A 26,089-nucleotide genomic window follows, 5' to 3' on the forward strand; every position below is an offset into this window, starting at 1 on the left:
CGATCGTCCAGGTCAGGGGCGCTTAACTGGGCGTTCATAGTCCGTTCGCTCCCTTAGTCTGCACATATCCCCCCAGGGGGCTTCTATGGCTCTGACCTGCGCATATATTTCCTTCAAAGCTTGAAGGCATCTCTTGTAATGTTTCGGTTATGTGTTCAGGAGTTGACGGCAAGCTGTTGGCGGGGTCTACTTCTGCACAACATTCACGAGTGGCCCCGATCACTCATCCCCCCGTCAGAGAGGTATCCGCGTTGCGCACACGACGCCCCACCCCACGGACGGCCGCTGTCGGCCTGGCCGCGGCGACCGCCGCGTTCGCCCTCCTCGCCTCCGGCTGCTCCTCCCTCACCACCTCCGATGAGGACGTGGCGGGAGAGCAGGAGGCCCACAGTGTCGACGAGGGCTTCAAGGTCGGCCTCCTGCTGCCCGAGCTCCAGACCGCGCGCTACGAGGCCTTCGACCGCCCCTTCTTCGAAGAGGCCCTGGCCGAGCTGTGCCCCGAGTGCGAACTCTCCTACGCCAACGCCGACCAGGACGTCGACCAGCAGCAGACCCAGGCCCAGGCCATGCTGACCGACGGTGTCGACGTCCTCGTCCTCGGCGCGGTCGACGCCGAGGCTGCGGCCGGCACCATCAACGAGGCCCAGTCCCAGGGCGTGCCGGTGGTCGCCTACGACCGCCTCGCCCAGGGCGGCGCGGACATGTACGTGTCCTTCGACAACGTCCGCGTCGGCGAGGTCCAGGGCGAGGCCCTCCTGGCGGCCCTGGAGGAGGAGGGCACGGCCGGCGACGGCCAGATCGTCATGATCAACGGTTCGCCGACCGACCCCAACGCCGCCAGCTTCAAGGCGGGCGCCCACTCCGTCCTCGACGGCCAGGTCGAGATCGGCCAGGAGTTCGACACCCCCGACTGGTCGCCCGACGAGGCCAACAGCCAGATGGAGGGTGCCATCACCTCCTTGGGCGTCGACGAGATCATCGGCGTCTACTCCGCCAACGACGGCATGGCATCGGGCATCATCTCCGCGCTGCGCAGCGCGGGCGTGGCCACCGAGGACCTGCCGCCCGTCACCGGCCAGGACGCCGAACTGCACGGCATCCAGCGCATCATCGCCGGAGAGCAGTACATGACCGTCTACAAGGCGATCCGTCCCGAGGCCGAGATCGCCGCGAAGATGGCCGTGGCCCTGGCCACCGGCACTGACCTCGACGCCGGGGAGTACTCCCTCACCGACGTGGAGGACGCCGACGGCGAGAGCGTGCCCTCGATCCTGCTCGCCCCCATCTCCGTCACCGAGGACGACATCCTCGACACGGTCGTCGCCGACGGGTTCTACACCCTTGAGGAGATCTGCACCGACGACTACGCCGACACCGGCTTCTGCCAGGAAAACCTGTAAGGACCAGGTGAGACGTTCCGGTGGCGGGGGCGGGCCGGACACCCCGGCCCGCCCCCGCCACCGCGGGGCGAGGAAAGAGACACGAACACGATGAGCACACCCGTCCTGGAACTGTCCGGGATCTCCAAGACCTTCGGAGCCGTCCGGGCGCTGAGCGAGGTCGACTTCCACGTCGCGCCCGGAGAGGTCGTCGCCCTGCTCGGCGACAACGGCGCCGGCAAGTCCACTCTCGTCAAGGTCATCGCCGGCGCCCACGCCGCCGACAGCGGCGGGACCATCTCCTGGGAGGGCGAGCCGGTCTCCATCGACTCTCCCTCCGACGCCCAGCGGCTCGGTATCGCCACGATCTACCAGGACCTCGCCCTGTGCGACAACCTGGACATCGTCGCCAACCTGTTCCTCGGCAACGAGGAACTGCACTTCCCCGGCACTCTCGACGAGGTCGCCATGGAGAGCCGGGCGAGGGAACTGCTCGACTCGCTCTCGGTGCGGATCCCCAGCCTGCGGGTGCCCGTCGCCTCCCTCTCCGGCGGCCAGCGCCAGATCATCGCCATCGCCCGCTCGCTGCTGGGCCAGCCGCGCGTGGTCATGCTCGACGAGCCCACCGCCGCGCTCGGCGTCGCCCAGACCGCGCAGGTCCTCGACCTCATCGAGCGCCTGCGCGACCAGGGCCTGGGCGTCGTGCTGATCAGCCACAACATGGCCGATGTGCGCGCGGTCGCCGACCGCGCCGTGGTGCTGCGGCTGGGCCGCAACGCCGGGGACTTCCCCATCGCGGAGACCAGCTACGAGGAGATCGTGGCCGCCATCACCGGGGCCGCCGACAACCCGGTCACCCGTCGCTCCGAGCGCGCCGACACCCCGGCCGCGGCCACGAAGGACCACTGATGACCCAGCAGACACACCTCACCAGCGAGGCCCCCGACACGAGCACGGCACCGGCACCGGCCGACCCCCGGCTGCTCACCACCGCCGCCTCCCCGCGGGGGTGGCTCCAAGCCCTCAAGCGCAACCTGCGCGGGGGTGAGCTCGGCCCGCTTCCCGTCATCGTCGGGCTGATCCTCATCGCCGTCGTCTTCCAGTCGATGAACGACCGGTTCCTGTCCCCGCAGAACCTGTCCAACCTGACCGTGCAGATCGCCGCCATCGGCCTCATGACCACCGGTGTGATCATGGTGCTGCTGCTGGGCGAGATCGACCTGTCCGTCGGCTCGGTCGCGGGCCTGTCCGCGGGCGTCCTCGGCGTGCTCGCGGTGCGCTACGGCGTCAACGAGTGGCTGGCCATCCTCATCGCCGTCGTCGCGGGCCTGCTCGTGGGCCTGCTGCACGGGGTGATCTTCGCCAAGGTCGGCGTCCCGGCCTTCGTCGTCACACTCGCCGGGCTCCTGGGGTGGCAGGGACTGCACCTGTTCCTCATGGGCCAGGACGGCTCGATCAACACCAGCCCCAACGGGCCGATCGCCCTGCTCACCCAGACCTACTTCGTCCCGCTCGTGGGCTGGGGCGTCGTCGCGATCGCCCTGGCCTGCTACCTGGTGTCGGTCCTGGCCGCCGAGGCCAAGCGCCGCAGGGCCGGGCTCCCCTGCAAGAAGGCTCCGGAGGTGGCCCTGCGCACTCTCCTGCTGGCCCTGCCGCTGGCGGGCGGCGCGTGGGTGCTCAACCAGTACAAGGGCGTGCCGCTGGCCTTCCTCATCTTCGTCGGCTTCGTGGTCTCGCTGGACCTGGTGCTGCGCAAAACCCGCTACGGCCGCATGGTCTACGCGGTCGGCGGCAACGCCGAGGCAGCCCGGCGCGCCGGCATCAACGTGGACCTCATCCGCGTGTCGGTCTTCGCCATCGCCTCCGCCCTGGCCTCCCTCGGCGGGATCATGCTCGTCTCGCGCAACTTCGCGGCGAGCGTGTCCACCGGCGCCGGTGAGGAGCTGATGATGGCCATCGCCGCCGCGGTCATCGGCGGCACCAGCCTCTTCGGCGGACGGGGCAACGCCTATTCCGCCCTGCTGGGCGGCCTGGTCCTGGGCGCGATCTCCTCCGGGCTGCTGCTCCTGCAGATGGACACCTCGGTCCGATTCATGATCACCGCCGCGGTGCTGCTGGTGGCGGTCATCCTGGACGCGGCGTCGCGCCGCGGCAGGAAGACCCATGCCCGGGGCGGCGCCTGACCCGGGCCGAGGGACGGCCGTGCTCGGGCGGCGGGAGGGCCCCTCCCGCCGCCTCGGGCCGCACGCGGAGACGGATGTAGGTCCGCCTATCTCCGAATCCCTACCGGTTGGGTCGACATATAGCTTCGGCGCGTTATGTACACAGATCTCCTCCAGCCCAGCGCGTCCAGCCTGCTCGGAGCGGCCGACCCGTGGATCTTCATCGCCGTCGCCGGGACCGCCGTCCTGGTCGGCGCGATGGTGCAGAGCACCGTCGGCGTGGGCCTGGGCCTGGTCGCCGCGCCGATCATCACCTTCCTCGACCCCACGCTCATGCCCGGGGCGATGCTCATCGCCGCCGCACTGCTGCCCATGCTCACGCTCCTCCAGGAATGGCGGCACGTGGACTGGGGCGGTGTGGCGTGGGGGCTCCCGGCCCGGATCCCGGGGACTGCGCTGGGGGCCTGGGTGGTCGCCGTCCTCGACCCCCGTGCGCTGGCCGCCGCGGTCGGGGCCATGGTGCTCGTCGCGGTGGTGCTGTCGGTGTGGTCCTTCCGCGTGCGGATCACCCCCGTCTCCAGCATGGTCGCCGGATGCCTGTCCGGGTTCGCGGGGACCTCCACCTCGGTGGGCGGTCCGCCGATGGCCCTGCTCTACCAGTACGAGCCGCCCGAACGGGTGCGGGCCACCCTGGCGGCGTTCTTCCTGTTCGGGATCACGGTCTCGCTGTGCGCACTGGGCCTGGGCGGGCAGATCGATACCCGCACCGCACTGGTGGGCCTGAGCGCCATCCCCTGCGTGGGCGCCGGGTTCGTCCTGGGCAACGTCGTCCGACGGAGGGTCGACGCCGCCAGGCTGCGAGTCGTGATGCTGGCCGCGGTCACGGTCTCGGCGACCGGACTGCTGGTCCACGCAGCCCTGGGCTAGGCCGTGTTTTTTGAACCTCCGACCGCCACCGCCCTCAACGGACGCCTGGCGGCGCGGCCCTTGCCCGGGTTCGTGCCCGGACACCCGTGAAACGGGAGCCTTCGGCCCCTGCGGCGGGTGCACCCGTTCCTCGCGAACCCGCCTCCGGCACCTGCGCCAGCCCCGTGGGCGCCCTAGCAGCCCCCTGCGATGCGGCACTGCGTTCAAAGACAGCTCCTGGGAGAACCGGGTACGACCCGAGGGCATCGGACCATAGACTCAAGTATGTGTACTTGTCGGTAGCCACCTCCGGACAGGCCAGACGCCGGATACGGTGGGGTTGACCGACACGCTGGACGAGGGGACTGACGAGACGGTGGCACTGTTCGAGTCGATGAACGACCCGGAGGCCCTCAAGCGGCTTCCGGCCGACCGCCTTCCGGCGCTGGCGCGGGAGATCAGGGACTTCCTGATCGACTCCTGCTCCCAGACCGGCGGTCACCTCGGCCCCAGCCTCGGGGTCGTCGAGCTGACCATCGCGCTACACCGGGTGTTCGACTCGCCCAAGGACCCCATCCTGTTCGACACCGGGCACCAGGCCTACACGCACAAGATCCTCACCGGGCGCCACGACTTCAGCGCGCTCAAGTCCGAGGGCGGCCTGTCCGGGTACCCCTCCCGCGCCGAGTCCGAGCACGACTTCATCGAGAACTCGCACGCCTCCACCGCCCTGTCCTACGCCGACGGCATGGCCAAGGCCAACGAGGTGCGGGGCCGCGACGACCGCACCGTGGTCGCGGTGATCGGGGACGGCGCCCTCACCGGCGGCATGGCCTGGGAGGCGCTCAACAACATCGCCGACAAGCGCAACCGGCGCCTGGTCGTCGTCGTCAACGACAACGGCCGCTCCTACTCGCCCACCAGGGGCGGCATCGCCGACCACCTGGCCTCCCTGCGGTTGGCCCCCGGCTACGAGCAGGCCCTCGACCTGGCCAAGAGCACGCTCAACCGGACCCCCGTCGTCGGCCAGCCTCTCTACGAGGCCCTCCACGGTCTCAAGAAGGGCGTCAAGGACGCCATCCAGCCGCAGATGATGTTCGAGGACCTGGGCCTGAAGTACCTCGGCCCCGTCGACGGCCACGACGAACCCGCACTGGAGAAGGCGCTGCGCCGCGCCCGCGACTTCGGCGGCCCGGTGATCGTCCACTGCATCACCCAGAAGGGCAAGGGCTACGCGCCGGCCGAGAACCACGAAGAGGACCAGTTCCACGCCCCCGGTCCTTTCGACATCGACACCGGCCTGGCCAAGCCCGGGTCCAAGGCCGTCAAGTGGACCTCGGTCTTCGCCGACGCCATGGTCGAACTCGGTGCCGAGCGCGAGGACGTCGTCGCCATCACCGCGGCCATGCTGCACCCCACCGGCCTCCACAAGTTCGCCGAGGCCTATCCCGACCGCGTCTTCGACGTCGGCATCGCCGAACAGCACGCCGCCACGTCCGCGACCGGCATGGCCATGAACGGCCTGCACCCCGTCGTGGCCGTCTACGCCACGTTCCTCAACCGGTGCTTCGACCAGGTGCTCATGGACGCCGCCCTGCACCGGCAGGGGGTCACCTTCTGTCTGGACCGCGCCGGTGTGACGGGCAACGACGGCCCCAGCCACAACGGCATGTGGGACATGTCGATCCTCCAGGTGGTGCCGGGCCTGCGCCTGGCCGCGCCGCGCGACGCCGAGCGCCTGCGCACGCTGCTGCGCGAGGCCGTCGCGGTCGAGGACGCCCCCACGGTCGTGCGCTACCCCAAGGGCGCGGTCGCCGAGCACCTCGACGCCGTCGGCAGGGTCGGCTCCATGGACCTGCTCCGCGCGGGCACCGGCGGCGACCGCGCCGCGGACCTGCTCATCGTCGGCGTCGGCTCCATGGCCCAGACGGCATGCGAGGTCGCCGACCGGATGGCCGCCCAGGGCATCGGCGTCACCGTCGTCGACCCCCTGTGGGTCAAGCCCCTGGACCGGGCCCTGGTCGAGGAGGCCGCCCGGCACAGCGTGGTGGCCGTGGTGGAGGACAACGGCCGCACCGGGGGTGTCGGCGACGCCGTGGCCCGGCTGTTGCGTGACCACGGCGTCGACGTGCCCGTCCGCACGTTCGGCATCGAGCAGGAGTTCCTCGACCACGCCAAGCGCGACCGCATCCTCCAGCAGCAGGGCCTGACCCCCCAGGAGCTGGCCCGCAAGCTCACCGAGACCGTCTCCCGCCACACCGAGGGCACCGGAGGCCGGGAACTGGCCGACGAGAAGGCCTGACCCGCTCCGGCGGGCACGGGTACGCGCGCAGGGTCGCCGCAGGGGCCCCCTCCGCGCGTACCCGGAGCCGACCGCCCCCGGTGCTGCGAGAATGGGTCCATGACCTCTCCCGACCCCGAACAGCAGCGCACCGAGGCGGCAGGACCGCTCCGGGTGGCCGTCATCGGCTCCGGCCCGGCGGGCGTCTACGCCGCCGACGCCCTCACCCGCCAGCACCGCGTCCCCGTCCGGGTGGACGTCATGGACCGCCTGCCCACCCCCTACGGCCTGGTGCGCTACGGGGTCGCCCCCGACCACACCAGGATCAAGGGGGTGGCGCGGGTGCTGCGCACGGTCCTGGAGCACCCGCACGTGCGCTTCGTCGGTGGCGTCGAGTTCGGATCCGACCTCACCCGCGAGGACCTGGCCCGCTCCCACCACGCCGTCGTCTACGCCACCGGGGCCTCCGTGGACCGTCGGATGGGTGTGCCGGGGGAGGACCTGCCCGGCAGTGTCGCCGCTACCGACTTCGTGAACTGGTACTGCGGCCACCCCGACAGCGAACTGGAACGGTTCGTCCTGGACTCGGAGGAGGTCGCCGTGGTCGGCGCGGGTAACGTCGCCCTCGACGTGGCCCGGGTCCTGCTCAAGACCTCCGACGAACTCCGGCACACCGACATCCCCCAGCCCGTGCTGGAGGCCCTCGCCGCCAGCCGTGTGCGCACCGTCCATCTGCTGTCCCGGCGCGGTCCCCTCCAGGCGAAGTTCACCGCACCCGAACTGCGTGACCTGCTCGCGCTTCCTGGGGCGGACGTGCTGGTGGACCCCGGTCAGGTCGACATCGACCCGGCCCGTATCGGTGGCGGCCCCCCGGAGCTGAGCCGGGTGGCGCGCGCCGCCCGCACCAACCTGCGCCTGCTCTCGCGGCAGGCCGGCCGCCCCCCGCGTGGGCTGCCCCGCCGCCTGCGCCTGCACTTCTGGGCCAGGCCGCAGGAGGTCCTGGGCTCCGACCGGGTCCGGGGCGTGCGGGTGGAGCACACCCGGATGGACGCCGACGGCCGCCTGGTGGGCACCGGCACGGGGGAGGACCTGGCGGTGGGCATGGTGCTGCGCTCGGTGGGCTACGCGGGAGCCCCTCTGCCGGACGTGCCCTTCGACCCGGTGGAGCGCACCGTTCCGCAGGAGGCGGGGCGTGTGCTGGGGCCCGAGGGGCGGCCCGTGCTCGGAGACTACGTGGCCGGATGGGCCAAACGGGGTGCCACCGGCGTGATCGGCACCAACAAGTCCGACGCCGCCGCGACCGTGCGATCCCTGCTGGAGGACGCCCCCGGCCTGTGCGACGCGCTGCCCGAGCCCGTGCCCCTGGAACGGGTCCTGGACGAGCGCGGCCTCGCCCACAGCGGCTACGGTGACTGGCTGCGCATCGACGCCGCGGAGGCGGAGCAGGCCGAGCGGCTCGGCCGCGGCGAGCGCGTCAAGCTGCACGGCTGGCGGGCCTACCGCGGCGTGATCGAGCGGGGCGGGGCTCAGGAGACCCGGGAGGACTCCGCGTCGTAGGTGTTGCAGCCGTCGACGGTCTCCTGGGACCACCCCCGCTCGAACCAGTGGGAACGGTTCGCCGCGCTTCCGTGGCTGTCGAGGTCGCCGCCGCCGTTGAGGTAGGTGTTGACCGCCCGCAGGGCGTCCTCGTCTCCGGTGATTGCGCGCATCCCCGCCCCCGCCAGGCACTCCGCCTGCAGTTCGGAGCGCCGCAGCATCTCCTGGTCGGAGTCCGCGCCGCCCGAGGCGTGGGTGAGCTCGAACATGCCGGCCGCGTTCTGGACGTGGTGGCCGTACTCGTGCGCCATCAGCGCGAACCAGATCAGCTCGCGATCCTGCGGGGGGACGCCCGCGTCGACCGCGCGGACGCTGGGCAGCACCAACGTGATGCGCAGGGGATCGGGCTCGTAGTAGCCGAGGACGTAGGCGTCCGGATCGATGGGGACCGATCCGGGGGCGCTTCCGCTGACGCCGACCTCGGGAGCCTCCGGGAAGAGGCCGAGGCCGTTGAGGACCGGTGCCCACAGGGTGTCCAGGCACTCCCCGGTGACCTCGGCGAACTCCAGCCAGGACGCGTCCGAGTCCACGTCCAGGTCGGGCAGCTCGCAGGCGGCGCCGGTCGGCATCGGAGCCGAGTACAGGGGGTGGTCGACGAGGTCGACGGTGGCGGGCTCGGGGACGCCGGTCAGGTTCCGGTCGTAGTACAGGGCCAGGTCGGCTCCGCCGGTGGGGGGGTCCTCGCGCGGGGTGCTGACCAGGACCACGACGCTGGCGGCGAGCGCCGCCCCCGCGACCGTCAGGGCGACGGCCGTGCTGAACAGGACGTTCCTGGCACCGCTGCGCCGCGGGCGCGGTGGGGGCCACCCCGGCTGCGGCGCCCACCCCTGGTGGTAGGGCGGGGGCCAGGGGCTGGAGGGCGGGGGCCAGGGGCCGGTCGCGGGCCTCTGCGGGGGAGGAGGGGGCGGGGGCACGGGAAAGGGCGGGGGAGCCGCGGGGAGGCCCCGGGGCGCGGGGGCCGATCCGGGCGCTACCCAGGGGCCGGTCCGCTCGGGCGGGGGGTCCTCGCTCCCGGTCCGCTCACCGGGTGGGTTCTCCACGGGGGGTCGTCCTCGCTCTCGTGCGTGGTGCGCGCTGGGGGCCGAATCCGTGAATCCGGCGAACATGACGAAACTCCAGTATGGGGTCTGTTCGGGAGCGTCTGGTGCTCAGGGGGCATGTGGGGCGCAGAGCACGCGCGGGATCCCGCCGGCATGCTCGCCGAAAGTGTGGTATCGCGCACAGTCCGCCTTTGGGGTCCGGGTCTCCGGTCGGCTCCCAGCCACGTGAACTGCGGTTTCACCGCGCGATACTTCCGGTATGACACTGATGCGGCGATAAGACGCATCAGCCCCCCCTACGCGCGGGTAGCGTAACCGTCGCACGTTCGGCCAACACCGGCCGCGCGGTCCACCGCTGCACTGAGGGGGGCGTCGGATGCCGGCACACACGGGGCTCTTCGGACGGCTGGGGGACGCCGTCCACCGGCGGCGGTGGTGGGTGCTGGCGGCCACCGTGCTCTTCGCCGCCTTCTCGGCCGTCTGGGGCTCGGGGGTCTTCTCCGACGTCGGCGACAGCGGTTTCGAGGACCCGGGGTCGGAGTCCTACCGCGCCACACGCCTGCTGGAGGACGGACTCGGTCACGACGGGGCCGACCTCGTCGCTGTCTTCCGCAGCGACGAGCTGGAGGTGACCGACCCCGACTTCGCGGACGCGGTCGAGAGCGTCACCGGCGACCTGCCCGAGGACCTGGTCGCCGACTACGACACCTACCTCGACGCCGATCTGGGTGAGGCGGGGCGGGGCATGCTCGTCTCCGAGGACGCCCAGGCCACCTACGTTCCCGTCACCCTGGCCGGCGGGTCCCACGCCGAGCGCCTCCACCAGTACGGCGACGTCGCCGAGATCCTGGAGTCGGGCTCCCTGGAGACCCGCCTGGGCGGCTCCGTGGCGATCGAAAGCGAACTGTCAGAGAGTGCCGAGGCCGACGTCGTGCGCGCCGAACTCGTCACCCTCCCGGTCCTGCTCCTGCTCCTGGTCGTCATCTTCGGCGGGCTCGTCGCCGGCCTGATGCCCCTCGCCGTGGGAGGGCTGGCCATCCTCGGCTCCCTCACCCTGCTGCGCGCCCTCACCCACGTCACCGAGGTGTCGGTGTTCGCCGTCAACGTCGCCACCATCCTCGGCCTGGGGCTGGCCATCGACTACGGCCTGTTCATGGTCAGCCGCTTCCGCGAGGAACTCGATCGCGGACAGCCGGTCCGCGACGCCGTCGCCCGCACCGTGGACACCGCCGGCCGCACCGTGGCCTTCTCCGGCATCACCGTCGGTATCGCCTTCGCCGGGCTCCTGTTCTTTCCCCAGCCCATCCTCAAGTCCATCGGCTGGGGCGGCATCGCCGTGGTCGTGTTCGACCTCCTCGCCGCGGTGGTCTTCCTGCCCGCGCTGCTGTCGGTCACCGGAAGGCGTATCGACCGGCTGCGTCTGCCGCTGCCGCGCCTGCGTCCGCGCCCGGCCCCCGGGGCGGTCGGCGGCTGGGAGCGCGCCGCCCGTACCGTGATGCGCTTCCCCGTGGTCTCGCTGCTGCTCGTCGGCGGTGTGCTGGTGGCGTTCGGGTTCGGCCTGTCGGACACCCGGCTGGGCCCGACCGACCAGCGCTACCTGCCTGAGGACTCCTCCAGCCGGATCGCCACCGAGGCGCTCGCCGACGACTTTCCCGGCGGGGACACCGGCCGCCTCGACATCGCGGTCGTCGGCGAGGCCGACGACGAGGACCTCCAGGAGTACACCGCGCGTCTGGCGGACCTGGCGCCCGAGGTGCAGCGGGCGGCGGTGGAACGCACCGGCGAGGGGATCGCGCACGTGGTCCTCGCCTACGAGGGGGAGGCCGACGCTCCGGAGACCGCCGACCTGGTCGAGGACGTGCGTTCGGAGGAACCGCCAGAGGGCGCCGAGGAGGTGCTGGTGGGCGGTGCCGCCGCAATGCAGGCCGACAACGTGGCGGCCATCGTCGAGGCGATCCCGGCCACAGTGGGCTTCGTGGCCGCCGCCACGCTGGTCCTGCTGTTCCTGGCCTTCGGCTCCGTCGTGCTGCCGGTGAAGGCTGTGCTCATGGGCGCGCTGTCGCTGGGGGCCTCACTCGGCGTGGTGATCTGGGCCTTCCAGGAGGGGGCGCTCTCGGCGCTGCTGGGCTTTGAGGCCGTGGGCACGATCGACCCGACCTACCTGGTGCTGATCACGGTCGTGGCCTTCGGCCTGGCGATGGACTACGAACTGTTCCTGCTCAGCCGGGTCCGTGAGGAGTACCTGCGCAGCGGTGACAACACCCGTTCGGTGGCGGTGGGGCTGCAGCGCACCGGGCGGATCATCACGAGCGCGGCACTGCTGCTGGTGGTCGTGCTCCTGGCGATGGGTGTCTCCGACCTGCTGTTCCTCAAGATCATCGGTATCGGCCTGGCGATGGCGGTCTTCGTGGACGCCACCCTGGTCCGTGCGGTGATGGTGCCCGCGGCCATGCGGCTGCTGGGTCGGCTCAACTGGTGGCTCCCCCGCCCCCTGCGCTGGCTGCACGACCGGGTGGGCATCTCCGAGGGCGGGGAGGAGGGGGCTTCCGTTCCGGAGGCGTCCCGGAGGACACCCGAGCGGGTGTAGCGCCGCCCGTGCGCGGGCCGGACCCGCGCCCGGGCGGGTTCCCCGACGCTATGCCTCGAAGAGTTCGTCGGTGGAGGAGACGGTGGCGGCCCGGTGGAGCCAGGTGTCGAGCACGTCGCGGTCCCGGCACCCGTTGATGCGCTCGCGGTCGGTGTCGGTGACTTCGATGCCGTGCCCGGCCAGGACGATCAGGAGGGCCTCCGCCTTGCCTTCGACCCTGCCTTCGGTCCTGCCTTCGGTCCTGAGGCTCTGGGTCCACTCGCTCGTGTACTCGAAGGTGTCCGCCATCATGAGTTTCTCCAGTGCTTTCTGTCCGTCGGTGTCGGCGAGCAGGTGCAGCGAGTATCCAATATACTTCGCCGCCCTCTCCGGATCGATGGTGTCGAGGCCGGTGTGCAGGGCCTCCAGCACGTCCGTCTTGCGGGACCCGTGTGCCGCCGCCGACAGCACCCCCAGCGTGGGTGCGCCCGCGACGGTCGCCGGATCGGTGACCACGGGGATGTCCTTCGGCCCCACCACGAGCGGGCTGAGGACGAAACCGGGGTGGCCTAGCGGGATGGCCCCGGTGTACCGGTCGGCCACGGACTGCCGCGGGCAGATCGCGAGCAGGCTGACCGGGCACTCGTGCCGGGACCGCAGGCTGGTCAGGTACTCCGGCCAGGTGTAGCGCTTGCGCTCGGACCAGTCGCGCTGGACCTCGACGACGACGCCCATGAGGTTGTCGTGGGCACCGTGGGGGCCCTCGCCGCGCAGCATGATCGCCACGTCCGAGCGGCGTTCGACCGGTTCGACGTGTCCGAGGTCGCACGAGGTGATCTCGCTGCGGTCGTAGTCGGGGACACGCACGCCCCGCTCGCGCAGGAACTCGACGGCCATGTCGGGGGAGTCGGAGAACAACTCCGCGTAGATCTGATGTTCGGGAGAGATTGCCACGCGGCGGACACTACACAATGTCACTGATGTATAGCGAATCGTAGTCGAAATGTGTGGGCTTCTGGACTTTGTGGGGAAATGCCAAGAAAAGCGGGCCCGGCCGCCGGAACCGGTGGCCGGGCCCGCATGGGCCTCACACGCTTACACAGCCTTGGGCGCGCCCTCGTGGAAGGGCCTGCCGTTCACGGCCTCGGACACGCCCACCCGGTCCAGGTAGGGCGTGATCCCGCCGGTGTGGAAGGGCCAGCCCGCGCCCGCGATCAGGCACAGGTCGATGTCGGCAGGCTCGGCCACCACGCCCTCGTCCAGCATGATCCGGATCTCCAGGGCCAGCGCCCGCAGCGCCCGGTCCAGGATCGCGCTCTCCTCCGACGGGGAGTCCCCGCCGCTGATCAGCTCCTTCACCTGCGGGTCGATGGTGAGGTCCGGGGCGAAGATCGCCGTCTTGCCCGCCTTGACCACCTCGGCCAGCCCGTCGGAGACCGCGAAGCGGTCGGGGAAGGCCTCGTGCAGTGTTTCGGACACGTGCAGCGCCACCGCCGGTCCCACCAGTTGGAGCAGCATCAGCGGCGACATCGGCAGCCCCAGGGGCGCGACCGCACGGTCGGCAGCCTCGGGCTCGGTGCCCTCCGACACCGCGCTCAGTACCTCGCCCATGAACAGGGTGAGCAGGCGGTTGACCACGAACGCCGGGGCGTCCTTGCACAGCACCGAGGTCTTCTTCAGCTTCTTGGAGACGGTGAAGGCCGTCGCCAGGGAGGCCTCGTCGGTCTCCGCGCCGCGGACGATTTCCAGCAGCGGCAGGACGGCGACCGGGTTGAAGAAGTGGAAGCCCACCACCCGCTCGGGGTGCTTCAGCCCCGAGGCCATCTCGGTGACCGACAGCGAGGAGGTGTTGGTGGCCAGGATCGCCTCGGGGGAGACCACGGCCTCCAGCTCGGCGAACACCTGCTGCTTGATCGACATCCGCTCGAAGACGGCCTCGATCACGAAGTCGGCGTCGGCGAAGGCGTCCTTGGTCAGCGAGCCGGTCACCAGGCCCTTGAGACGGTTGGCCTGGTCGCCGTTGATCCGCCCCTTGCCCAGGAGCTTGTCGACCTCGCCGTGCACGTAGGCCACGCCCTGGTCCAGACGCTCCCGGTCGAGGTCGTTCATGACCACGGGCACGTCCAGGCGGCGGGCGAACAACAGGGCCAACTGCCCCGCCATCAGGCCGGCGCCCACGACGCCGACCTTGGTGACCTTGCGTGCCAGCGCCTTGTCCGGGGCGCCCGCAGGGCGCTTGGCGCGCTTCTGCATCAGGTCGAAGGCGTACAGGCCGGCCTTGAGCTCGTCGCCCATGATGAGGTCGGCGAGCGCCTCGTCCTCGGCGGCGAAGCCCTCGTCGCGCGTGCGGTTCCTCGCTTCGGCCACCAGCTCGACGGCGCGGACCGGGGCGGGGGCGGCGCCGTGCAGCTTGCCCTCCAGCTGGAACCGGGCCGTGTTCACGGCGTCGTCCCAGGCCTGGCCGGTGTCGACCTCGGGGCGCTCGACCGTGATGTCGCCCTTGACCACCTTTGCGGCCCAGCGCAGCGACTCCTCGACGAAGTCGGCCGGCTCGAAGAGGGCATCGGCGATGCCCATCTCGTGGACCTTCGCGCCCTTGATGACCCTGTTCTGGGCGAGCGGGTTGTCGACGATGATCTTCAGGGCCTTCTCCGCGCCGATCAGGCGGGGCAGCAGGTAAGTGCCGCCCCAGCCCGGGACGAGGCCGAGGAAGGCCTCGGGCAGGGAGAACGCCGGGACGCCGGAGGAGACGGTGCGGTAGGAGCAGTGCAGCGCCACCTCCACACCGCCTCCCATGGCGGCGCCGTTGATGAGCGCGAACGTCGGCACGTCCAGCTCGCCGAGCTTGCGGAACACGTCGTGGCCGAGCTTGCCGATGGCGTGGGCCTGCTCCCACGTCTCCAGCGCGGGGATACCGGTCAGGTCGGCGCCGACGGCGAAGATGAACGGCTTGCCGGTGACGGCCACGGCCGCGATGTCGGTGCGCGCGCGGGCGGCCTCGATCGCCTCGTCCAGGGCGAGCAGCCCGCCCGGACCGAAGGTGTTCGGCTTGGTGTGGTCGTGCCCGTTGTCCAGGGTGATCAGGACCGCGGTGCCCGCGCCGTAGGGGAGTGTCACGTCACGGGAGATCGCGTTGGTGACGACCTCGGAGCCGAAGAGTTCCCGGGCCTGCTCGATGACGGTGCTCACTTGCCCCCCTCGTAGTTGGTGTTCTCCCACAGGACGGTCCCGCCCATGCCCATGCCCACGCACATGGTGGTCAGGCCGTAGCGGACGTCGGGGCGCTCTGCGAACTGGCGTGCCAGCTGCATCATGAGGCGGACGCCGGAGGAGGCCAGCGGGTGCCCGAGGGCGATCGCCCCGCCCCACGGGTTGACCCGGGCGTCGTCGTCGGCGATGCCGAAGTGCTCCAGGAAGGCGAGCACCTGCACGGCGAACGCCTCGTTGATCTCGATGAGTCCGATGTCGTCCATCGACATGCCCTGGCGCTCGAAGAGCCTCTCGGTGGCGGGGACCGGACCCACGCCCATGACCTCGGGCTCGACACCCGCGAAGGAGAAGTCGACCAGGCGCATGCCCGCGTTCAGGCCGAGGTCGGCGGCCACGTCTTCGGCGGCGAGCAGAGCGCCGGTGGCGCCGTCGTTGAGGCCCGCGGCGTTGCCGGGGGTCACGTTGCCGTGTGCGCGGAAGGGGGTCTTCAGTCCGGCCAGCGACTCCATGGTCGTGCCGGGCCGGGGCGGCTCGTCCTCAGTCGCTAGGCCGTAGCCCCTCTCCAGTGAGCGGACGGCCATCTCGACCAGGTCCGGCTGGAGGTGGCCGTCGGCGTAGGCCTTGGCGACCTTCTCCTGGCTGCGCACGGCGTAGGCGTCGGCGCGCTCCTTGGTGATGGAGGGGTAGCGGTCGTGTAGGTTCTCCGCGGTGTTGCCCATGACCAGGGCGGACGGGTCGACCAGCTTCTCGGAGAGGAAGCGGGGGTTGGGGTCGACCCCCTCGCCCATGGGGTGGCGGCCCATATGCTCGACACCGCCGGCGATCACGACGTCGTAGGCGCCGAAGGCGATGCCCGCGCCGGAGGTGGTGACAGCGGTGAGTGCACCCGCGCACATGCGGTCGATGGCGTAGCCGGGGACGGTCTTGGGCAGGCCCGCGAGGATCGCGGCGCTGCGGCCGATCGTCAGGCCCTGGTCGCCGATCTGGGTGGTGGCGGCGATGGCGACCTCGTCGACACGCTCGGGCGGGAGGCCGGGGTTGCGGCGCAGCAGTTCGCGGATGACGCGGACGACCATGTCGTCGGCGCGTGTCTCGGCGTAGAGGCCCTTGCCAGATTTGCCGAACGGGGTGCGTACTCCGTCGACGAACACGACGTCGCGTGCGGTTCGCGGCACGATGGGCCCTCCTTAATCCAACGGTGAACGGACGTGTCGAGCCCATGCTACTCGCCAGTAACAAGTTGCGCGAGTACCGGAGCCCCCGAGGCACGCCGGGTTCACGGGCCCGCCCCCGTGGGACGCCCCGGGTTCGGCCGACGGTGCTCGGGACGGCGACGGCGCGCCCCGGGCCCCCGCCCCGGGCGCGCCGTGTGCGCGTTCTGTCCTCCCCTACCCGCGGTCGCGGTCCGCGGCCGCGTGGGCGCCCGCCAGGTCGCGCTTGAGACGCATGGTCAGGCGGCGCACGTCCGGGTCCCCCGAGGCGCCCAGAGCGGTGCGGTAGGCGTCCCGCAGGACCTGCACCGCCTCCTCGTGCCGGTGCGCCTGTGTGTAGGCGCGCCCCAGCCGGTGGTGCACGGTCAGGGTGTCGATGTGGGACTTGCCCAGCCGCCGCCGACGGCTGGCCAGGACCGTGCGCAGTTGCTCGACCGCGGCCGCGTGGTGCTCGGAGCGGATCAGGGCCAGGCTCAGGCTCAGGCGCAGCTCATCGCGCCGCTGGGGTGAGGCCGCGCTCTCGATGGCCTGCTCGAAGTGTCCGATCGCCTCCTCCAGGCGGCCGGAGCGCTTATAGCACATCGCGAGGTGAGCCCGCGCCTCCACGGTGTCCTCGTCGGCGGGCCCGAACTGGTCCTCGCGCTCGCGCAGCAGGATCTCCCAGTGCACCGCCGCGTCCGCGGGACGCCCCGCGTCCTCCAGCGCCCAGGCCAGGTTCTCGCGGATGATCTCCGTGCGGGGGTGCTCCTCGCCATAGACCGCGGCGACCTCGGCCAGGGCCAGTTCGAACTGTTGGACGGCCATCTCGCGCCGCCCCATCCGCGCGTACTTGGTGGCCAGGTTGTTGCGTGCGGCGATCGTGTCCGGGTGCTCGGTCCCGTGCCGTTCTACCAGGGCCCGCAGGGTCCGCTCCAGGGCGGTCACGTGCGTTCCTGTGGTCCGGGCGGCGCGCGCGGCCGGCGGGACGCCGCCGAAACCGGGCCCCGGGCCGGGTGCGACCGGCACGGCGGCGGGAACGGGGGCGGGGGGCACCGGATCCAGCACGCGGACCTCCACGTGCTCTTCCGCTTCCTGCCCGTTCTCCTCCGCAGGGGCGGACACGGTCGTGTCCGCCCTGTGCCCGGGGGCCTTGGTCAGGCCGGTCTCGGACAGGAACCCGCGCCAAAGCGACAGCAGACTCACCACACCTCCTCGTGCGTGTGCAAAGGTGTCGGAGCCGGAAAGGGCTCCGAGAATAGGACGTCGAACGCGCCCCGGGGGTTGAGGGCACAGTTGTATAACTTAATCGGCCGCCGGTCCGGTGCACACCCTGAAACCCGCCTGAAACCCACCCGAATGCGAGTGACTTCGCGCACAAGAGTGTTGAAGCGGTTAAGGGAGGGTAAGAATCAGTCTTTTTCCGCTTCTCGTAGGGCTGTGGCCAGCGGAGACGCGGTCAGGCCGATCTGCCACTCACGGGCGCCGCGTGAACGCAGGAAGGCGGCGACCGACTCGGGATCCACCGTCGCGGGCGGTGTCCACGCCAGCCGCCGCACGCTGTCCGGCAGCAGCAGGTTCTCCGTCGGCATGACCACGTCCTCGGCGATGCCCGAGACCGTGGCTCGGGCGCGCTCCAGACGGCGCGCGGCCTCCGGGGCCCGGTCGGCCCACCGGTTCACGGGAGGGGGTCCGTCCCCCGGGGCGTTGGGTCTGGGCAGTTCGGGCCGTCCCATGTCGCGGGCCCGGTCGACAGCCCTGATCCAGGTGTTGAGGTGGCGTCGCGCCAGCTTGATGCCGAACTGCTTGATGCCGAGCAGTTCGGAGGGCGTGCGGGGCATCGCCGAGGCGGCCTCCACGATGGCGGCGTCGGGCAGGACCCGGCCGGGCGAGACGTCCCGCTCACGGGCGATCTCGTCCCGCGCGTACCAGAGCTCGCGCACGGCGGCCAGCGCCCGCTGGTTGCGCACCCTGTGGATGCCCGACGTGCGGCGCCAGGGATCCTTGCGGGGCTCCTTCGGCGGGGCGGCGAGCACCGACGCGAACTCCTCGCGGGCCCACTCCAGCTTGCCGGTCTCGCTCAGCTCCTCCTCCAGCGCGTCCCGCAGCTCGATGAGGATCTCCACGTCCAGTGCCGCGTAGCGCAGCCAGTCCTCGGGCAGGGGACGCTGGGACCAGTCCACGGCCGAGTGCTCCTTGGCCAGCCGCACGTGCAGCAACCGCTCCACCATGAAGCCCAGGCCGACCCGCTGGTAGCCCAGCAGCCGTCCCGCCAGCTCGGTGTCGAACAGCCGCCGCGGGCGCAGGCGCAGTTCCGACAGGCAGGGCAGGTCCTGGTGCGCGGCGTGCAGCACCACTTCGGTGTCGCCGATCGCCGTGTCCAAACCGGCCAGGTCCGGGCAGTGCACGGGGTCGATCAGCGCCGAACCGGAGCCCTCCCGGCGCAACTGGACCAGGTAGGCGCGCTGGCCGTAGCGGTACCCCGAGGCGCGCTCGGCGTCCACGGCCACCGGCCCGCTGCCAGCGGACACCGCCGCGATGACGTCGGCCAGCGCGTCGGGGTCGGCGGTGACGTCGGGCAGACCCTCGCGCGGTTCCCGCAGCAGCGGCGCCCTCTCAGCGTCGTCGTTCCCTGGGTCGTGGGGTTCTGTCTTGGAGTTCAACGCGTTGGCCACACCACTACGGTATGCGCTGGGGCGAGCGGACGCGGAAGCCGACTCCGGAGGTGGAGGGTGTGCAGGTCAGGGCCTGGAGCGCTGTCGGGCGATGTCGGCCACGTCCAGCGGGGGCAGGCCCGCGGCCGAACCCAGCAGGGCCAGCCACGCGGCCACGTGCCCGGACAGGTCCTCCGACTCCGGCGTCCACGAGGCCCGCATCTCCACCTCGGTGCTGGTCCCCTCCCCGGCCTTGGTGCCGAACCCCTCCGTCGTGGCGCGCGTGACCGTGCCGCTCAGCGTGTGGTGGGCGGCGCCCTGTCCGTCCAGCGCGTCGGTGAGCCAGCTCCATGCGACCGGCCCGAGCAGGGGGTCGACTGCGATCTCCGATTCCAGTTCCGCGTTGACCTGGCACACCAGACGGAACGGTCCCGGCCAGTCCCGGGTGCCCTCGGGATCGTAGAGGACGATGAGCCGTCCCCAGGAGACCTCCTCCCCCTGGACCGTCACCTCGGCCGACACCGCGGCCGTGTGGGGGGCCAGCCGCTGGGGTGCGGGGATCTCCCCCACGGCGATCTCCGGGCGCGCCGGGGGAGCGTGCAGCGCCCCGACCGCTCGCCGGAACGTCTCGTGCGCGTTCTCGACGCTACCGACATCGGGCATGGTGGAAACGTCAGCCTTCATCTTGTGGTGAGTCGCGGCCGGGGCCCGGTCCGGGCACGCCCGGACGGCCGACCCCCGGACACGGGTCGGTTGATGGCAACGCAGACGACCGTGGCACGAGTCCTCTACGTCGGTACGGAGTTGGCACGGCGTGTCGGGGTTTCGTAATGATCTTGGGACCCGTTCGCCGTACCGGGCCGCGCTTCCCGGCCCCCGCACAGACGACGGAGAGCCGTTCCCTGCCGACCTGCGTGAGAGCACGGCGGCGGGCATGGCACGATCGGGGAGTGACCCTTCAAGACTCTCCTTTCCTCCGCGCCTGCCGCGGACTCCCGGTCCCGCACACACCGGTGTGGTTCATGCGCCAGGCCGGACGCTCGCTGCCCGAGTACCGGCAGGCCCGCGCCGACGTCTCCATGCTCGACGCCTGTGCGCGTCCGGACCTGATCACCGAGATCACGATGCAGCCGGTACGCCGGTACGACGTCGACGCCGCGATCTACTTCAGCGACATCGTCGTCCCGCTCAGGGCCATCGGGATCGACCTTGACATCAAACCCGGTGTCGGACCGGTCGTGGCCGAGCCGATCCGGGACGCCGGCGGAGTCAAGCAGCTCCGTGAGATCGAGCCGGACGACCTGACCTACGTGACCGAGGCGATCGGGCGGCTGGTCGGTGAGCTGGGCGACAAGCCCCTCATCGGTTTCGCCGGGGCCCCCTTCACCCTCGCCTCCTACCTGATCGAGGGCGGCCCGTCCAAGAACCACGAGCACGCCAAGGCGTTCATGTACGGCGAGCCCGAGCTGTGGAATGAGCTCATGCGCCGCCTGTCCGCCATCACGCTGGGCTTCCTGCGCACCCAGATCGAGGCGGGGGCGAGCGCGGTGCAGCTGTTCGACTCCTGGGTCGGCGCCCTCAGCGCCGAGGACTACCGGGCCTCGGTGCTGCCGCACACCACGTGGATCTTCGACCAGCTGGCCCGGTTCGACGTCCCGCGCATCCACTTCGGGGTGGGCACCGGTGAACTGCTCGGCCTGCTCGGCGAAGCCGGGGCCGACGTGGTGGGCGTGGACTGGCGTGTCCCGCTGGACGAGGCTGCCCGGCGTGTTGGCCCCGGCAAAGCGCTCCAGGGCAACCTGGACCCTGCGGCCCTGTTCGCTCCCTGGGAGGTCGTCGCCGAGCGCACCCGTGACATCCTCTCCCGGGGCGGCGCCGCCGACGGCCACGTCTTCAACCTGGGCCACGGAGTCCTGCCGAGCACCGAACCGGACGTGCTCGCGCGCCTCACCGCTTTCGTGCACGAGCAGAGCGCGGTCTGAGCACCGGGGGACGCCACCGGCCGCACGGGAGCCGTTCCGGGACGCGCCGCCCGCCGGGGGCGGGCCCGGGCGCCCGCGGGGCCGCCGGAGGTTCCCGTCCCCCGGGCGCCCGAGCACGCACCTGCGGGGGTCCGCCTATTCCCCGTCGGACGACCTCTCGCCGGAGGCCTCTTCGGTCTCTTCCCGTTCGGAGTCTGAAGGCTCGGCCGGTGCCGTCTCCTCGGCGGCCCGGGTGCGGCGCCGTCGGCGCCACCACCACAGCGGGCCGACGATCGCCGCAGCCAGGGCCGTGAACGGCAGCACCCACCCCAGGAACACCAGGAGCCACAGCACCATCGCCACCAGGGCCTCCCACCCCTGCTTGAGCGCGCCGAGGAACCCGAGGTCCTCACCGTTGGGCCGCTCGACGTAGCTCTCCGGCGGGCTCAGCCGCACGTGGATGGTCGAGTAGGAGGTCTGGTCGGTCAGGGCCTCCAGCCGCGCCTGGAACGCCTCCAGTTCCGACTGGCGGCGCTGGATCTGCTCCTCCACGCGCAGCAGTTCGTCGACGTTCTCGGCCTCCTCCAGGTAGCCGCGCAGGGTGTCCAGTGACGTCTCCGCCGACTCGATGCGGCTCTCGACGTCCGTCACCTCCTCGGTGACGTCGTTCACACTGCGCTCCAGGTCCGAGCGGTCGCCCAGCTCGGCCAGAGCGGAGAGCAGCTCCTCGTAGCCCTCGTTGGGCACGCGCAGTGTCAGGAAGGCGTTCGGTGTGCCGCCCGAGGGGGTGGAGACGTGCTCGGAGGCGACGTAGCCCTCGGCCGTGATCGCGAGCTCCTTGGCTTCCTCGGACGTCGCGGTGACGTCGTCCACACGCACGGTCATGTGCGCGGTGTGGATGAGTGCCCGGTCGGGGGCCTCCAGATCGGCGTCGACGGACCCGCCGCCGTCGGCGGGGACCTCGGCCATCGCGTCCTCACCGGAGTCGAAGTCCTGGGCCCGCGACTCCTCCTGGACCGCGTAGTCCTGTGCCGCCTCGGGGGCCGCGGCCTCACCGCCGCCGGAGAAGGAACCGGCGGCGCCCTCGGAGGCCGTCGTGTCGGGGCCCGTGGAGCACGCCGAGAGGAGGGCGGCGGCCAGGCCCAGGGAGAACAGCGCGCCGACGCGTCGGCGCGCTCGGGGGAGCGTTGTCGTAGCCATTCCCGTTCGACGTGCCCGGTCCTGGGCGCGGTTTCGTCCACGGCGTCACGACACGGCAACGCTCCGGCAACGCTCTGGGACAGGAACCGGAACCGGTGGCGTTCGGGTGGTGGCCGGTCGATGTGAGCCAGGACATCTGGAAAGCTGGAGGCATGGCACAAGCACCCCACGTCGTCGTGGTCGGGGGCGGGGTCTCCGGACTCGCCGCGGCCCACCGCCTCACCGTGTTGGGGGCCGCCGTCACCGTTCTGGAGGCCGCCGACGCGCCCGGCGGCAAACTCCGCGTCTCACCGGTCGCGGGCGTGCCCGTCGACGAGGGGGCTGAGTCCGTCATCGCCCGCCGCCCCGAGGCGGTCGCGCTCTTCTCCGAACTCGGCCTGGACGGAGCGGTCGTCCACCCAGGCCCCGGCTCAGCCGCCCTCTACAGCAGGGGGGAGCTCAGGCCGATCCCCGGCGGACAGCTCATGGGGGTGCCCGGTGACCTGCGCGCACTCGCCCGCAGTGGCGTTCTCGGACCCGCCGGAACCCTCAGGGCCGCACTCGACCTGGCCCTGCCGCGCACACCGGTCCACGGTGACGTGTCCGTGGCCGCCCACATCGGCGGGCGGATGGGCCGACAGGTCGTCGACCGGCTGGTGGAACCGCTCCTGGGCGGCGTCTACGCGGGCCGGGCCGACCGCCTCTCCCTGGAGTCCGCCCTGCCGCAGATCCTGCCCATGGCGCGCGAGGGTGGCTCCCTGCTCCGCGGGGTGCGCGCCTCCCTGCGTGGGCGCGGCGCGGCCCCCACCGCGTCGGGTCCGGTCTTCGCCTCCCTGCGGGGCGGCATCGCCGAACTCGCCGCCGCCCTCGCACATGGCTGCGGGCCGCGTCTGCGCACCCGTACCAGGGCCGTCTCCCTGCACCGCCTGGAGCGAGGGTGGCGTGTGCGTCCCGACCCGGGTCCCCCGATCGACTGCGACGCGCTGCTGCTGGCCTGCCCCGCGCCCGAGGCGGCGCGCCTGCTCACCGGGCACGCCCCCGGGGCCGCGCGCGAACTGGGCGCGGTGGAGCACGCCGACACCGCACTGGTCACCTTCGCCCTGCCCGCCTACGCCTTCCCCGAGCCCCCCGCCGGCACGGGCTTCCTCGTTCCCGCGGGGGAGGGGCTCACCGTCAAGGCCGCCACCTACTCCAGCAACAAGTGGCCCTGGATCGCCGACGCGCTGCGCACGGCCCACCCCGGCGACGACCTCGTCGTGGTGCGGTGCTCGATCGGCAGGGCGGGCGAGACCGGGGTGCTGGAGCGCTCCGATGAGGAACTCGCCGCCGTCGCGGCGGCCGACCTGGCCACTGTGGCCGGCGTGTCCGGGCCCCCGGTGGCGACTCGGGTAACACGCTGGGCGGACGCCCTGCCCCAGTACGGCGTCGGCCACGCGGCCCGAGTCGAACGTGTCCGATCCGCGGTGGAGGCGCTGCCCGGCCTGGAGGTGTGCGGCGCCGTCTACGGCGGTGTCGGCATCCCCGCCTGCATCGCCGAGGCGGACGGGGCCGCCGAGCGTCTTGCGGCCGCACTCACCACGACCAGTCCGACCCTCCGCGGCACCGGTGCCGACGGAAACGAACAGCAAGGAGCCAACCCGTGACGGGCCAGCAGAACACCGCCGTCGCCGCCGACGGCACGGACCTCAACGCGCTCATCCGCTACACCATGTGGTCGGTCTTCAGGGTCGACGGCCTGGAGGGCGTCGACCGGGCCGCGGCCGCCGACGAGGTCCAGAGCCTCTTCGACAAGGCCTCCGAGCGCGGTGTCACCACCCGGGGAAGCTACGACGTGCAGGGTCTGCGCGCCGACGCCGACACCATGTTCTGGTGGGTGGCCGAGACCTCCGAGCAGGTCCAGGAGATGTACGCCGCCTTCCGCCGCACCCGTCTGGGGCGCGCGAGCACCCCCGTGTGGTCGGTCGCGGGCCTGCACCGCCCCGCGGAGTTCAACCGCGGCCACGTGCCGGCCTTCCTCGCGGGCGAGGAACCGCGCGACCACCTGTGCGTGTACCCGTTCGTGCGGTCCTACGCGTGGTACCTGCTGCCCGACGACGAGCGCCGCGCGATGCTCGCCGAACACGGCAGGATGGCCGCGCCCTACCCGGACGTGCGCGCCAACACCGTCTCCTCCTTCGGCCTGAACGACTACGAGTGGCTGCTGGCCTTCGAGGCCGACGAGCTGCACCGGATCGTCGACCTGATGCGCCACCTGCGCGGCGCCAAGGCGCGGCTGCACACCCGCGAGGAGGTGCCGTTCTACACCGGCCGCCGCAAGAGCGTCGCCGAACTCGTGGAGTCCCTGCCCTAACGGGGGCCGGGGTGCCCCCGAGGGGGCACCCCGGATCAGTGCTCGGCTGAACCGCGCTGGGCCCGGACGTGGAAGGGGACCGTGACGATGACGGCGAGCACCGCGGCGCTCATGAGGTAGATGAGTACGTCGCCGGCGGGCAGGCCCAGCCCCCAGAGGGCCATGAGCGCCACGCCCGCGCCCAGGGCGGCCAGGACGGCGTGGAGCTTGCGGCCGCGCGGTTTGGGGTAGGCCATCCGGCTCACCATGAGCCAGGAGATCAGCAGTACGGCTGTGACGGCGACGGACACGTGCGGGTCGATGAGGACCACGGTCACCACGGCCATCGCGCCGAACGGGCAGGGCAGGCCGGTGAAGTAGCGCGCGTCCGGTGCCTGGCAGGAGAAGCGCGCTAGGCGGACGATGACGGCCAGCAGGACGGTGCCGCCGACCATGACGGGCACGGCCGAGGGCAGGCCGGCGCCCATGCCCCACACGACGAAGAAGAACGCCGGGGCGAACCCGAAGCTGACCACGTCGGCGAGGTTGTCCAGTTCGGCGCCCATACCGCTGCCGCCGAGCTTGCGGGCGACGCGGCCGTCCAGGACGTCGAGGGCCGCCGCCACCAGCAGCAGGCCGACCACGGTGGCCACGGCGGTCCGGGGGAGCGGGCCGCCGACGCCGGAGGCCACGTGGGCCGAGTGCGCGGTGGCCAGTGCCCACACCGCGAGGAACCCGCACAGGGCGTTGCCCAGGGTCAGGTAGTCCGCCACCCCCAGGCGCAGCCGGGGGGCCTCGGAGTGGTCGGACGCGGCGCGCCCCGGCTCGACGGCGTGCTCAGTCGGCGTCAATGCGGGTTTCTCCGGCACGGACCTTCTGGCCGACCTCCACCGCCGGGCCGACACCGGCCGGTAGGTAGACGTCGACACGCGACCCGAACCGGATGAGCCCGATCCTCTCACCTTGCTCGACCTTCTGCCCCGCAGCGAGATACGGGACGATACGCCTGACCATCGCGCCGGCGATTTGAACGACCGTGATCTCACCGATCTCGGTTTCAAGGGTCCAGATGACGCGCTCATTACGCTCGCTGTCCTTGTCGAATGCGGGGCGGAAACCCCCGGGGCGGTGCTCGACCCGGGTGACCAGGCCGGCGAGGGGAGCACGGTTGACGTGCACGTTGAGGGGGTTCATGAACACCGCGACCCGGGTCCGCCCGTCGGGGCGGGGGTCGATGCTCTGGACGACACCGTCGGCCGCCGACAGTACCCGGCCGGTGGCCGGGCCCCGTTCGGGGTCGCGGAAGAACCACGCCATCCCCGCGGCCAGGGCGATGACCGGTGCGGCGGCCGCCGCCCTCGGGAGTGAGCCCCGGGCTGTCAGCGCGGCGGCCCCAGCGGCGCCCAGCGCCGGCAGGAGCCAGGGGGCCGACCCCTGGGCCATGCCCAGGCGAGGCCGGGCCGGGGGGCGGTGGGATACGGCTGTGGAAGGTGTGTCGTCGCTCATGAGCGCTTTCGTGGGTCGTCGGTCCGTGCGGCGGTCACCGCTGCGGGGTGCCCGTGCTCGGGGCGGGTGCGCGCAAGGGCCGGGCGGGCCCTCCGTACGGGTGCTCCGAGGGCCGGTGGTGCCGGACCGGGGC

Annotated in this window: 20 protein-coding genes; 10 read left to right on the top strand and 10 right to left on the bottom strand. The window is 71.8% G+C overall.

Going from position 1 to position 26,089, the window contains the following annotated elements; genetic code table 11:
* The first annotated feature begins 251 nt into the window (after positions 1–251).
* The 6 genes from B042_RS0117120 to B042_RS0117145 all read left to right on the top strand — a co-directional run bounded on the left by B042_RS0117120 (position 252) and on the right by B042_RS0117145 (position 8,285).
* On the top strand, positions 252–1,400 hold the full coding sequence (locus tag B042_RS0117120) for a substrate-binding domain-containing protein (RefSeq protein ID WP_028649338.1): 1,149 nt from the start codon (positions 252–254) through the stop codon (positions 1,398–1,400).
* A gap of 90 nt (positions 1,401–1,490) precedes the next feature.
* On the top strand, positions 1,491–2,288 hold the full coding sequence (locus B042_RS0117125) for an ATP-binding cassette domain-containing protein (RefSeq protein ID WP_028649339.1): 798 nt from the start codon (positions 1,491–1,493) through the stop codon (positions 2,286–2,288).
* Positions 2,288–3,562: a sugar ABC transporter permease gene (locus tag B042_RS0117130; protein ID WP_028649340.1), complete on the top strand. Its 1,275-nt coding sequence runs from the start codon at positions 2,288–2,290 to the stop codon at positions 3,560–3,562. The genes B042_RS0117125 and B042_RS0117130 overlap by 1 nt, the downstream gene beginning before the upstream one ends.
* A gap of 135 nt (positions 3,563–3,697) precedes the next feature.
* The gene (locus tag B042_RS0117135; RefSeq protein ID WP_028649341.1) at positions 3,698–4,468 is read left to right on the top strand and encodes a sulfite exporter TauE/SafE family protein; all 771 of its coding nucleotides are present in this window, start codon (positions 3,698–3,700) and stop codon (positions 4,466–4,468) included.
* 355 nt (positions 4,469–4,823) lie between these two features.
* Entirely contained in the window at positions 4,824–6,749 is a 1,926-nt protein-coding gene (gene dxs, locus B042_RS0117140; protein WP_028649342.1) for a 1-deoxy-D-xylulose-5-phosphate synthase, read from the top strand.
* A gap of 99 nt (positions 6,750–6,848) precedes the next feature.
* A complete protein-coding gene (locus B042_RS0117145; RefSeq protein WP_028649343.1) occupies positions 6,849–8,285 on the top strand; it encodes an FAD-dependent oxidoreductase in 1,437 nt (478 codons plus the stop codon).
* On the opposite strand, the gene B042_RS0117150 is transcribed toward B042_RS0117145, so the two are convergent.
* Positions 8,255–9,364, bottom strand: coding sequence for a neutral zinc metallopeptidase (locus B042_RS0117150; RefSeq protein ID WP_231494133.1), 1,110 nt, complete (start codon positions 9,362–9,364; stop codon positions 8,255–8,257). The genes B042_RS0117145 and B042_RS0117150 overlap by 31 nt on opposite strands.
* 376 nt (positions 9,365–9,740) lie before the next feature.
* Between B042_RS0117150 and B042_RS0117155 the strand changes: the two genes are divergently transcribed.
* Positions 9,741–11,951 carry an MMPL family transporter gene (locus B042_RS0117155; RefSeq protein ID WP_028649345.1) on the top strand — a complete coding sequence of 737 codons (2,211 nt, stop codon included), beginning with the start codon at positions 9,741–9,743 and terminating at the stop codon, positions 11,949–11,951.
* Between the two features lie 48 nt (positions 11,952–11,999).
* On the opposite strand, the gene B042_RS0117160 is transcribed toward B042_RS0117155, so the two are convergent.
* The 6 genes from B042_RS0117160 to B042_RS0117185 form a co-directional block, all read right to left on the bottom strand.
* Positions 12,000–12,884: a hypothetical protein gene (locus B042_RS0117160; RefSeq protein WP_028649346.1), complete on the bottom strand. Its 885-nt coding sequence runs from the start codon at positions 12,882–12,884 to the stop codon at positions 12,000–12,002.
* Between the two features lie 141 nt (positions 12,885–13,025).
* Positions 13,026–15,119, bottom strand: a complete 2,094-nt coding sequence (locus B042_RS0117165) for a 3-hydroxyacyl-CoA dehydrogenase NAD-binding domain-containing protein (RefSeq protein ID WP_028649347.1) — start codon at positions 15,117–15,119, stop codon at positions 13,026–13,028.
* Positions 15,116–16,315, bottom strand: coding sequence for an acetyl-CoA C-acyltransferase (locus tag B042_RS0117170; protein ID WP_028649348.1), 1,200 nt, complete (start codon positions 16,313–16,315; stop codon positions 15,116–15,118). Before B042_RS0117170 ends, B042_RS0117165 begins: the two co-directional genes overlap by 4 nt.
* A gap of 213 nt (positions 16,316–16,528) precedes the next feature.
* Complete coding sequence (locus B042_RS0117175) at positions 16,529–17,524, bottom strand: tetratricopeptide repeat protein (RefSeq protein WP_028649349.1); 996 nt, start codon at positions 17,522–17,524, stop codon at positions 16,529–16,531.
* Positions 17,525–17,739: 215 nt separating this feature from the next.
* Entirely contained in the window at positions 17,740–19,002 is a 1,263-nt protein-coding gene (locus B042_RS0117180) for an HRDC domain-containing protein (protein WP_231494134.1), read from the bottom strand.
* Between the two features lie 66 nt (positions 19,003–19,068).
* Positions 19,069–19,644: a DUF3000 domain-containing protein gene (locus B042_RS0117185; RefSeq protein ID WP_028649351.1), complete on the bottom strand. Its 576-nt coding sequence runs from the start codon at positions 19,642–19,644 to the stop codon at positions 19,069–19,071.
* A 287-nt stretch (positions 19,645–19,931) separates the two neighbouring features.
* Between B042_RS0117185 and hemE the strand changes: the two genes are divergently transcribed.
* Positions 19,932–20,963: a uroporphyrinogen decarboxylase gene (hemE, locus tag B042_RS0117190; RefSeq protein ID WP_197024352.1), complete on the top strand. Its 1,032-nt coding sequence runs from the start codon at positions 19,932–19,934 to the stop codon at positions 20,961–20,963.
* Positions 20,964–21,098: 135 nt separating this feature from the next.
* On the opposite strand, the gene B042_RS23700 is transcribed toward hemE, so the two are convergent.
* A complete protein-coding gene (locus tag B042_RS23700) occupies positions 21,099–22,142 on the bottom strand; it encodes a DUF4349 domain-containing protein (RefSeq protein ID WP_051415765.1) in 1,044 nt (347 codons plus the stop codon).
* A 152-nt stretch (positions 22,143–22,294) separates the two neighbouring features.
* Between B042_RS23700 and hemG the strand changes: the two genes are divergently transcribed.
* Both hemG and hemQ read left to right on the top strand, forming a co-directional pair.
* Entirely contained in the window at positions 22,295–23,764 is a 1,470-nt protein-coding gene (gene hemG / locus B042_RS0117200; protein WP_028649353.1) for a protoporphyrinogen oxidase, read from the top strand.
* Positions 23,761–24,471: a hydrogen peroxide-dependent heme synthase gene (hemQ, locus tag B042_RS0117205; RefSeq protein WP_028649354.1), complete on the top strand. Its 711-nt coding sequence runs from the start codon at positions 23,761–23,763 to the stop codon at positions 24,469–24,471. Before hemG ends, hemQ begins: the two co-directional genes overlap by 4 nt.
* A gap of 35 nt (positions 24,472–24,506) precedes the next feature.
* Here hemQ and B042_RS0117210 read toward each other — a convergent pair whose 3' ends face one another.
* Together B042_RS0117210 and B042_RS0117215 are read right to left on the bottom strand one after the other, a co-directional pair.
* Positions 24,507–25,301: a phosphatidylcholine/phosphatidylserine synthase gene (locus B042_RS0117210; protein ID WP_028649355.1), complete on the bottom strand. Its 795-nt coding sequence runs from the start codon at positions 25,299–25,301 to the stop codon at positions 24,507–24,509.
* Positions 25,288–25,956, bottom strand: a complete 669-nt coding sequence (locus B042_RS0117215; RefSeq protein ID WP_028649356.1) for a phosphatidylserine decarboxylase — start codon at positions 25,954–25,956, stop codon at positions 25,288–25,290. The genes B042_RS0117210 and B042_RS0117215 overlap by 14 nt, the downstream gene beginning before the upstream one ends.
* Positions 25,957–26,089 lie beyond the last annotated feature (133 nt).

Source organism: Nocardiopsis sp. CNT312 (assembly GCF_000515115.1).
Taxonomy (GTDB): Bacteria; Actinomycetota; Actinomycetes; order Streptosporangiales; family Streptosporangiaceae; genus Nocardiopsis.